We start from the raw sequence: 10,930 nt of genomic DNA on the forward strand, positions 1-10,930 counted from the left end.
AATGGACATATGCCTGCCGTCCAACTCTTCATCACCTGCCTGACCGATTCCTTCTTCCCGCAAACTGGGGAGGCGGTTGTAAACATACTCCAACGCCTCGGCTGTGACGTGGAATTCGCCCCCGACCAAACCTGCTGCGGACAGCCGCAATTCAACGCCGGTCTCCGCAAGGATGCGCGCGCGATCGCGGAGCATACGATTCGAGTTTTCGAGAAAACAAACGGGGATATCGTCACGCCGTCAGGGTCGTGCGCCCATCACTTCAGACATAACTATCTGGAATTATTCGAAGGGGATGCAGAATGGCATCCGCGCGCGAAGGCATTGGCGGAACGCACCTACGAATTCACCGAATATCTGGTGGACAAACTCCATGTCACCGACTTCGGCGCGAAATGGGACGGAACCCTCACCTATCATCCTTCCTGCCACACCCTGCGCGGAATCAACGTGGACAGGCAGCCGCGAACTTTATTGCAGCACGTCCACGGCGCAACACTGGTCGATTTGCCGAACGCCGAGGAATGCTGCGGCTTTGGCGGCATCATGTCCGTGGAACACCCCGAGCTTTCAGCAGAGTGGTTGAAGTGTAAAATTTCCAACCTCGAAGCGAGCAAATCCCCCATGCTGGTCGTCACCGATGCGGGTTGTCTCATGCACATCATGGGCGGACTGCATCGGCAGAAGAAGGGTCAACGAGTGGTGCATATCGCGGAAGTGTTGAACCAGAGATGAACAAGTATGAGTAGCACATCATTCCGTCAAAGAATCGTTGAGTCAATAAATGACGAAACCCTTCAAGCCGCGCTGGACAACAATTCCGCGCGCCGCCTGAAGGGACGCGCCGCTGCGTTCGAATCCATCCCCGATTGGCGCGAACGCCGTCAGCGCGCGCACCACATCCGCGCGGATGTGATCGAGCATCTTGATGAATACCTTGAAATATTCATCGCCAGGAACGAAGCCAACGGGGTCATCGTCCACCGCGCAAAGGATGCGGCGGAGGCAGTGCAAATCGTTTTGCAAATTACGGAAAGCTTAACACGAAGGGCACAAAGTACACAAAGGGGGGGAGAGGCAACCTTCGTGCCCCTTCGTGGTAAAAAGGTTTTGATCGCCAAATCCAAAAGCATGGTCTCGGAAGAGATCGGGCTTAACCATGCGCTTGAAAAACATGGTATCAACGTCGTCGAAACCGACCTCGGCGAATACATCGTGCAGCTGCGTCATGAAAAACCGAGTCACATCATCACGCCTGCCGCGCACCTGAAAAGAGAACAAGTTGCGCAACTCTTTCACGAAAAACTTGGCATTCCCTACACCGAAGACATCCCGACCCTGACCGCCACCGCCCGCAAGGTTCTGCGTGAAATCTTCCTCACCGCCGACATCGGCGTGAGCGGCGTCAACTTTGGCGTGGCGGAGACCGGCGCAGTTTGCATCGTCACCAATGAAGGCAACGCGCGCATGGTCACCACCCTGCCGAAAATACACATAGCGCTGATGGGCATGGAGCGCCTTGTCCCCAACCTCGATGACCTGGCGCTGATGCTCTCGCTCCTGCCGCGTTCGGCCACAGGGCAAAAACTCACGGTCTACACCCAACTCCTGCTCACATCCCAGCCCAACCAAACCCGTTACCTTATCATCCTCGACAACGGACGTTCACGCCTGCGCAACTCGCCGCTCAAGGAAAGCCTGTTTTGCATCCGCTGCGGCGCGTGTCTGAACGCCTGTCCCGTTTTCCGCGAGCTGAGCGGACACGCTTACATCGGGCGCGACCTGTCCATTGCGCCGTATCCCGGTCCCATTGGCTCGGTGGTTTCACCCGGCCTGCTCGGCGAAAACTATGTCCAACTCGCGCAAGCCTCGTCCCTGTGCGGCGCGTGCAAGGATGCCTGCCCCGTGGATATTGACCTGCCAAAGTTGCTGACTCGCGTGCGTGCGGGGCAGTCCCCCTCTCTCTCAGGGAGAGGGGCTGGGGGTGAGAGTGGCGGCGCAGGATTGACATGGACTACAAAGCTCTTCCTTCAAATCTATACCCGCCTCGCGACTCGGCCAAAGCTGTTCGCCCTCTCCCAAAAATTCGCCTCGCTGGGAAGTTTCCTCCTCTCCCCCCGCTCGGGGTGGATGCGTCTGCCCGCCTTCACCGGCTGGGGCCACAGCAAGGATTTACCGCGATTCGCGGGGAAGACGTTTCGGGAGAGATTTTTGGAGTCAGACAGCTTGCTGTCGAAATCTCAGATTGAAGTCAAAAAAAGAAATAACCATGAAAGCCAACCCATGCAGGAGCAAGCTCCTGCACTCCAAAGTCGAATTGACCAATTCACCACCGAACTCACCGCCCTCTCCGGCAATGTGTATCAAACGAGCAGCCCAACCCAATCAATCATCGAATATCTGGTATTGAAAGACATTAAGAAAATCCATTTGCAGCCAGACGTTCTTGACGAATCCCTTCTACAAAAAGCGGGCATTGACTTCACCCACGAAGCCAACCCGGGGATCACTGTCGGCGTGACAAAGGCTCGGGTCGGGCTGGCGGATACGGGGTCGATCCTCGAAGCGGATGGGGAGTTGCTGGGATCGCTGCTGCCGGAGGTCCACATTGCCGTATTGAAGGCAGGTGACATCCTTCCATCCCTGCCCGATGCAACACCGTTGGTGAAGGACAAAAACGCCGTCTTCATCACGGGACCTTCGCGCACCGCAGACATCGAAATGACACTGACCATCGGCGTGCATGGACCGAAGGAATTGCATGTGTTCGTTGACGATTCAATATCCCAGTGATACAATCTCGCCCGCTAACGCCCCCATCGTCTAGCGGCCCAGGACGTGGCCCTCTCAAGGCCAAAACCGGAGTTCGAGTCTCCGTGGGGGCACACAAGCATCCGCTTAATAGCGGGTGTTTTTTATTTTCAAACCGTCGTCCCCGCAGGGGGATGCTATTCGAGTCTCCGTGGGGGCACAAATGACAGTCACTAAAAAGTGACTGTTTTTTTTCAAAACCGCAGCCCCCATTGAGGGGATGCTATTCGAGACTCCGTGGGGGCACACTTAAAGTGACACTCATTGAATGATAGCTGTCACTTTTGATTCAGTTCCCAGATCAGGCGCAGACCTTCGAGCGTGAGCCAGGGGGCGATGATGTCGATGACCTTCGTCTCTTTGGCGATGGCTTCGGCCATACCGCCCGTGGCGACGACTTTCATATCGCCTCCCAACTCGGACCTGAACCTGTCCACCATCCCCTCGACCATGCTCACATACCCGAACAGCAGACCCGACTGCATCGCATGGACAGTGTTGCGCCCGATGACGGAGGGCGGCACTTGCAGATCAATGCGTGGGAGTTTTGCGGCGCGGGTGTAGAGCGCTTCGGCGGCAAGGTTGACGCCCGCCATGATTGCGCCGCCGAGATATTCCCCGTCTTTAGTGATGGCGTTGAAGGTGGTGGCGGTACCGAAATCCACCACGCAGGCGGGACCGCCGTAGAGTTTCATGACGGCGACGGCGTCACAGACGCGGTCCGCGCCGACGGCTTTGGGGTCTTCATACAGGATGCGGATGCCTGTCTTCACGCCCGCGTCCACCACGAGCGGCTCCTGTTTGAGATACTCGCGGCAGGCTTGAATGACGCGCCCGGTCAGCGGCGGAACGACAGATGCAAGTGAAATACCTGTGATGTCGTTGATTGTCTTCCCTGCGTTCTGGAGCAGACCCAGAAACTGCAAGCCGTATTCATCGGGCATGCGATTATGGTCGGTGGCGAGACGCCAGTGCGCGCCAAGTACCTCGCCTTCGTACAAGCCTAGTGTCAGGTTGGTGTTGCCGATGTCAACTGTGAGCAGCATGGGGATATTTTACCCCTTTCAACTGTCATGCGTAACCTACGGAGCGGCCGCATAGAACGGTGTGAGCGCCTGCTGGATTGTGAAGATGAACCAGTAATTATTCACCATGATCGCAAGCACGATGACTGCTACGCCCCATTGAAACCAGGCTTTGTTCGCAAAGCCTGAGAGAGCCAGCGCGCAGAAAAGAACCAGCGCATACACCCAGTAGGACGAGTAGAGGAAAAGCTCCGTGCCGTAGAACAGGTGCAGGATCATGTTGAAACCGAATGCGCCGAGCAATCCCAGCATTAAAGGCGAGTGTTTGGAGGTGCGTACGTTTTTCACGAACAGTAAAAATCCGCCCATCAATAGGGCCAGCCACAAAATGACGGGAAGTCTGGCAAGCCCCTTGTAAGGGGCGAGTCCCGCCGTGCGCACATCGAAGGTTTTCAAATCAATGGTAGGGAAGGGCGGCTTTTCAGAAATCACTTCCAGTGATCTTGGTCCAACCACACCATAGAGTAGAGCCGAACGGGTAACCACCTGTAGTTTTCGAGTTATGGACGATGGATCCGACAGGCGCATCGGATCGGACAATGTGCCCCGGTCAGATGATACGAAATTCATCTCAAACGCAATATCGGCTGGGACAAAGAATAACCCCTGCCGGCCGGGATGCAAGATATTGGTAAAAACGGTCAGCAGCACGCCGAACGCAAAGACTGTCACGCCATATTGAACAAGACGGCGGAAACCGAATTTATTGAAGAACAAGCCGATCATACCCTGCACAATGTTGGTGATGGTGATACCGAAAAGCAGTAATCCCGCAGGGACAAGAAACGCAAATCGTTTTTCTCCCGCCTGGATGAGCAGGAAGAAAAAGATCAACGATGCCGCACCGAAGATATAGTTTTCGGTCAGTGAGCCGAAGAGAAGGTGCGTGGCAGTTGAACCGAGCAGGATGGCGAAGAGGAAGGCGTAGGTCTTTGAGTCCGTGGCGCGTTTGATGAACAGCCAAACCATGAAAACGCACAACCCCGCAATCGCGGAGGTGACCAGCATTCCGCCGAGAGTGTAGTGCTCACCCATCAGTCCCGCTACGAGCCGCACCAGCGGGCGGATGATGATGAGACTGAGGGGATGCACGGCACGCCCCGCCATGCCGCTTTCGGGGCTGGCAAGGATCTCCATCCACGGACCCGCATCCGCTTCGAAGAGAACGGTGTTGTAATTGAGCGCAGGGTGGTTGAACGCGCGGGCGAGGATGGCTTGCACCATAAAGAACATGCCGCCTGCATACAGTCCAGGCAGGTTTTGGGAGAGAAACACAATTAATTTTGATTGCTTGACTTTAAGGTAATACGTGCCGAGTTCAAATTTCTCTAAAACAGAGAGGCTCCATATTCCTGCTGGAATCGCAGTGACATAAAACAACGTCATCCATTTTTGCGGAACAGTAATGTACTCCCAGACGAACATGGAAGGAAATTGAACACTCCCATATATCACAGCAGAGACAAGCAAGGGCAGAATAAGGACAAGCAGCAGGTTTAATGGCCTGCTCAAAAAATCTTCACGCAGGGAGTGGACAGCGCGGCGAAAGAGATAGTAGCCGATCAAACTACCGAGGGTGATGGAAAACCCTGTAAACAAAACCATGTTAAATGGCGTGCGAAGCGGTTCCTGCAAATATCCAACCAGTCCGTAGGTGAGCTTGAAACTCATCAGATAGCTGAGCAGGTAATAGAGCAGGTTGAATTGCGAACGGATACGACCCACCCATGCAGAGAGGGATGGGAAAACCTGGTATAGAAGCAGCCCAATGGCAAGAGCAGGCACAAGGGTGAGAAAGAGGCGGTCTATCAGCGCATCGAGGGTCAAATAGCCGAAGAAGGCCACTGCCAGAAATATGCTGGCGGCGAAGCCCAGCGCCATACTGAAAAAGAGACGCGAAGAATTCATTCCTTCACAGCCATGATGATGTCAGAGATCATGTCGTAGCGGTGGAATTGAGGCATCATGTAAACGCCGCCTGCCCAGCCTTTGATGCCTTGAATTAATTCGACAGCCAGTTCCACGCCAACCTTTGCGGATTCGTCACCTGCAGTTTCGATGCGCTGGCGCGCCTCATCCGGAATGAACACGCCCGGCACTTCGTTGTGCAGGAAGTTGGCATGGCGCGCACTGACCAGTGGAAGGATGCCCGCAAGAATCGGTTTATCGAATTTGCCGTGTTTCGCTTCGTAGGCTTCGATGAGTTTGGGCCCATCGTCCGTTCGATAGATGGGCTGGGTAAGGAAAAAATCTGTACCCGCATTGATCTTGCGACGGAGATTCTTCACTTCGACGTCCACATCCTGCGGGCAGAGATTGAGCGCCGCGCCGACGAAGAAATTGGTCGGTTGACCAATGCTCGTGCCGGAATGGTCCACACCCATGTTGAAACCCTGTTTGATAAGTTTGATCAGACCCGAAGGGACAAGGTCGTAGTTGTCGGTGGCTTCGGGATAATCGCCAATGGAGGTCGGGTCGCCCATGACAACAAAGACATTTCGGATGCCAAGCGCATGCGCAGCAAGCAGGTCGCCTTGCACGCGCAAAAGGTTTCGTCCGCGCGTCGGGAAATGCAAGGTGGACTCCACGCCGATCTGGCGCTGCACCACCTCACACACTGCCCATGCGGACATGCGCATACGCGCCATCGGGCTGTCCGCCACGTTGATGACGTCCGCGCCTGAGTCATGCAGAAGCGACGCGCCCGCCAATAATTTGTGAGTGGAAAGTCCGCGCGGGGGATCCATCTCTACCGAAATACAAAATTTTCCGTTTGCAAGTTTTTGGGCAAACAGAGTAGGTTGTTCGGCTGGCTCGGCGGTGATCTCATCTTCGGGCAAAATGGAAACATCCACTACTGCGCCAACAGGAGCGGCCTCCAATGCCTTCTGCATTGCGGTGATATGCTGAGGGGTTGTGCCACAGCAACCGCCAACGATGTTCGCGCCCGCCTCACGGAACTGAAGCGCATACTCGCCGAAGTAATCCGCATCGGCAGGATACATGATCCGTCCGCTGACCTGCTCGGGCCAGCCTGCGTTGGGCTTCACCCAAAATTTCCCAGTCGGCACCGCCTGGCGCATTTGCTTCAAAATCCGCAACAGTTGCGAGGGTCCGCCGGAACAGTTGACGCCGATCACATCCGCGCCCGCATTCGCAACGCGGCGCGCCACCTTCGCAGGGTCATCACCAAGCAGGGTACGGTCATCGCGGGTGAACGTCACCGACGCGACCACAGGCAGGGAGCAAACTTCCTTCGCCGCCTTGATCGCCTCCTGAATTTCATAGAGGTCGCTCATTGTTTCGATGACGATCAAATCCGCACCCGCTTCTGCCAGTGCTTGAATCTGCTGCGCAAACGCCTCACGCGCCTCCTCCAGCTTGACCCGTCCATAGGGGGCGATCCTCACCCCAAGCGGACCAACGTCCCCCGCGATCAGCACATCCTTGAACGACGCCGCAATCACGCGCTTCGCCAGTTCCACACCCGCACGGTTGATCTCCGCCACGTCATCTTCCAAACCGTGCCTGCTCAATTTGTAGCGGTTTGCGCCAAAGGTGTTGGTGATGATCAACTGCGCGCCCGCTTCAATATACTCGCGGTGAATTTCGGCAACTGCGGACGGGTTGGTCAGGTTCAGTTCGTCAAAGGATTTGTCAAAGTTAATACCGCGCGCATGCAGCATGGTTCCCATCGCACCGTCGGCAATCAATATTTTTTCAGATAGGACTTCAAGAAGATTCATTTTTTTCTCTTTCAGGGTTTTTTGATCACGGTTAACACCGCATCACTGCGCATGATTTCATGCACAATTTCAGCATCAGGATAAACGGTCTCATCAAAGTTATACCGTGTAATGGCCACCACAAACTCATAACTTTCCGCACGCTCCACTTCACCCGATGAGTAGATTTTCAGATCTTCGCGCGCAAACAATGCGAACAAATGGTCGGGGCCCTCCACCCAAATATTCGCATTCGGTGGAGCAACGCGATTCACATATTCCGCCGCCTCGCGGTAGGAGATCGCCCAGTAGTCCAGTTCAAAGTGTCCCTGCGCACCATCCACACCGCCGATGAGGCGGTTGTAATACATATACTCATACGGATGCAGGGAAACGATCCCGAACAGGCTCGGCAGCAAACATACCACGATCAACACGGCCTGCCATTTTACATTCCTTATTCGTTCCAACGCAACACCCGCCATCAAAAAGATCGGCGGCAGGATGAACAGGATCTGGCGGAAATTATCATACAACGCAACTCGCAAAACCATCAAGGCCGCAAACGGGATGATAAACCACAACAGCGATAACTCGGCCAACCCACGCTTCTTTTCTCCACCGATAATTGCCACGATCCATCCAGCAATGCACAGCGCCCAGACGGGTTCGGTCAGTTGAATTAGCAACAAGCCGGGTAGATACAAGATGGGCAAGTCTGTGCTTGGATAGGACACGCCATTGAACAGCACAAGTCCCGCCCAGGGGTAGAGGGACATCTCTTGCAGGCTGCTGACAAAATTGGGAATGGGATTCATCCACAAATAGGGCCAGGAGATGTAGGGGGCAATCAGCGCGATCACGGCATACATCGTCAATGCAGGGATGGCTTGTTTACCCTTGGTACGAAATGCATAATATGCAATGAGCACGCCAGCGAACGGACCAAGGATGCGGGTGGAGGTGGTGAAGCCGAGTAATAAAGCAGCAGGGAGGATGGACAGCAGAACAAGTAATAGTTGGCGATTAAGGCGGTAGCAGGTGAAGAGGAGGATTGAAGTAAAAAGTAAAAAGTAAAAGGTGCGGAGTTCGAGGAAGAGGATGAAGTAGCGCTGGGTGTAGGTTTCAGCGGGGACTTCGGTGATGTTTTTGGCGATGAGTGAGAACAGGTTGGTGTTGCCAGCCTGCGCGGAGAGGACAAGCGTTTCGATATAGGCGTGAATGGCTTGGGTGAAGATGAAGAGTCCGAAGACAGAGACAAGCCAGAGCGAAGTCAGAAGCGTGAGAGTCCGTTTGGAGCGTGGAGAAAGTTCGGCGGGCGAATCCAGTTTGAGGGAGTCGAAAGCGCGCATCCCCAAAGAAAGAGAAAGAAGGAAGAGCGCAAGGAAAGGCGTGTCTTTGGGGTTGATGAAGGCGTGCCCCCAGAGGACAGGTTGGGTGGCAAAGAGCAGGGTCGCGCTGAGGGCGGGGAGGTCGCTCAGCCAGCGTTTTGCAATGGAGTAAAAAGCGAGGACGCCCGCGAAGTAGGCGAGGAAATAAACGAGATGGCGCAGGTCGGGCAGGGAGAATGGGAGAATGGCGCTGAGGGATTTGGAAAGTACATCCGTGAGCATGACAAAGAAGGGACCGTAAAAGCCGAGGTCTTCACGGGTGAGGTTGACGATGCCTTCCTGTGGGAAAGTGGAATAGGCGTTGATGGATTTCGCGGCGTATTTTTGCAGGGAAAGATCATCCCAACTTTCGCCGTAGCGGTTGAAGGTGAGCAAGCCTGCGAGGAAGAGACAGGCAAGGATAATGGCGGGGAAATGTTTTTTCATGTAATAAAGATTTAACCACCAAGGGTCACAACGGTACACAAGGGTTTAAGGGTTTCCTTTGTGACCCTTCGTGGCACTATGTGGTTCGCTCTTAATTTGTTATTTTTGCAAGCCATTGATTCGCGGAAGTAATGAACGGCGAAGGCTCTTCATTCTCCCGTGTGGCATACATCAGCCAGAGCGCGATCATCGGCGCAAAGAGACGCCCGTACGACCAGGGGAAGAAATCGAAGGAGGCCAAAATGAATTGGAAGAAGTAAATGGAGAGGAAAATCATCCAATGCGTGGAGGTGTGGATGCGTTTGAGCAGGAGCAGGAAGGCGAGCGTGACGAACATGCCATGATGGTCCCAGACGATGGGCGAGCCGAGGGTCATAAAGATGACCAAGGCAGGCACGGCATTGAGCAGGCGGTTTTGCTTTGAGAAGGATTGCTCGCGGATGTTTTGCGTCATGACAAAGAGGGTCGTGCCGAGTAAGAGGGCTTTGGCAAGCAGGATGATGATGCGGGTGGTTTCGATTTGAATACCAAAGAAAGGATTGAGGAAACGGAAGAACGAATCGAACGAGGTGTCGTGGAAGTTGGTGGTGGTCAGTTGGGTGAGCAAAAAGGTGTTGTTGAAATAATCGTAATATGGCGAAACACCATTGACCATCACAGGGAACACGCCGATGAGCAGGAAACTGACTGCGAACCAGAACAGCCATTTCCAGTTGAATTCGAGCAGGAAGGCGAGGACGATGACCGCGGGCGAGGTCTTCAGATGCACAGCAAGGGCAAGCGTCAGCGCGGAGAGAAGCGAGTTCTTTGGGTAGGTCAGCAGGCTGAGCAGGATCAAATCCATGACCAGCAGGTTGACCTGGATGAATCCCAGCGTACGCAAAAGTGGGACGTTGATGAGCAGGAAGAGGACGCTGATGAGGACGGAGAGATGTTTTGAGAAACCGTATCGTTGCAGAACCGTGGAAAGTAGAAAGTAGAAAGCGGCGAGGGCGATGATGTTGAGAATCCACAGGACGATCATCACGCCCTGATCGCCGAGGGAGACGATGAACTGGAGCAAGGTTGCCCAGAGGGGCAGGTAGACATAGGTGGCGGGGAGGGCTTCGCCTTTTGAGAGCGCGATGGCGGCATCGAGGTAGTAGTGATAGTCGCCATATCGGAAGCGTTCACGGAATATGTTGAGATAAATAAAAAGAATGAGAAAAAATCCCAGCGTTTGCCATGCGTTTTCTTTGTTTATTTTGTCATTCGCAAGCAGGTATAGCAACGCGCCCGCCAGCATCCATGTGAGGGCGGTGGCGGCAAGTGTGACGGATGGATTGGAAAGGGGCCATTGTTGAATGAACAGGTTGAGCCCATCCATGCCGTTGCGGAGGTGGATGGCAACAAGTTGCAAGGTCATTAGAATGGTTGCTGCGACCCAGATCAGGAAGGCGGTTTGCAGGGATTTCTTCATCATTATTAGCAAGTTTAACCTAAAAGACAGAGA

The 10,930-nt window shown here is 54.3% G+C and carries 7 protein-coding genes and 1 tRNA gene; 3 read left to right on the forward strand and 5 right to left on the reverse strand.

What is annotated here, in order from left to right; translation table 11 throughout:
- The first annotated feature begins 9 nt into the window (after positions 1-9).
- From QY332_21045 to QY332_21055, 3 genes are all read left to right on the forward strand, one after another.
- Entirely contained in the window at positions 10-735 is a 726-nt protein-coding gene (locus QY332_21045) for a (Fe-S)-binding protein (protein WKZ36100.1), read from the forward strand.
- 6 nt (positions 736-741) lie between these two features.
- Positions 742-2,793, forward strand: a complete 2,052-nt coding sequence (locus QY332_21050; GenBank protein WKZ36101.1) for an LUD domain-containing protein — start codon at positions 742-744, stop codon at positions 2,791-2,793.
- Positions 2,794-2,812: 19 nt separating this feature from the next.
- Positions 2,813-2,885: transfer RNA gene (locus QY332_21055), tRNA-Glu, on the forward strand.
- Positions 2,886-3,089: 204 nt separating this feature from the next.
- Here QY332_21055 and QY332_21060 read toward each other — a convergent pair.
- The 5 genes from QY332_21060 to QY332_21080 form a co-directional block, all read right to left on the reverse strand.
- Positions 3,090-3,857 (reverse strand): type III pantothenate kinase, encoded by a 768-nt coding sequence (locus QY332_21060; protein WKZ36102.1) that lies wholly within the window; start codon positions 3,855-3,857, stop codon positions 3,090-3,092.
- Between the two features lie 36 nt (positions 3,858-3,893).
- Positions 3,894-5,804, reverse strand: a complete 1,911-nt coding sequence (locus tag QY332_21065; GenBank protein WKZ36103.1) for a hypothetical protein — start codon at positions 5,802-5,804, stop codon at positions 3,894-3,896.
- The gene (locus tag QY332_21070) at positions 5,801-7,642 is read right to left on the reverse strand and encodes a bifunctional homocysteine S-methyltransferase/methylenetetrahydrofolate reductase (protein ID WKZ36104.1); all 1,842 of its coding nucleotides are present in this window, start codon (positions 7,640-7,642) and stop codon (positions 5,801-5,803) included. Before QY332_21070 ends, QY332_21065 begins: the two co-directional genes overlap by 4 nt.
- 11 nt (positions 7,643-7,653) lie before the next feature.
- The gene (locus QY332_21075) at positions 7,654-9,438 is read right to left on the reverse strand and encodes a hypothetical protein (protein ID WKZ36105.1); all 1,785 of its coding nucleotides are present in this window, start codon (positions 9,436-9,438) and stop codon (positions 7,654-7,656) included.
- A 91-nt stretch (positions 9,439-9,529) separates the two neighbouring features.
- Positions 9,530-10,900, reverse strand: coding sequence for a glycosyltransferase family 87 protein (locus tag QY332_21080; protein WKZ36106.1), 1,371 nt, complete (start codon positions 10,898-10,900; stop codon positions 9,530-9,532).
- Positions 10,901-10,930 lie beyond the last annotated feature (30 nt).

Source organism: Anaerolineales bacterium (assembly GCA_030583885.1).
Classification (GTDB): Bacteria; Chloroflexota; Anaerolineae; order Anaerolineales; family Villigracilaceae; genus Villigracilis.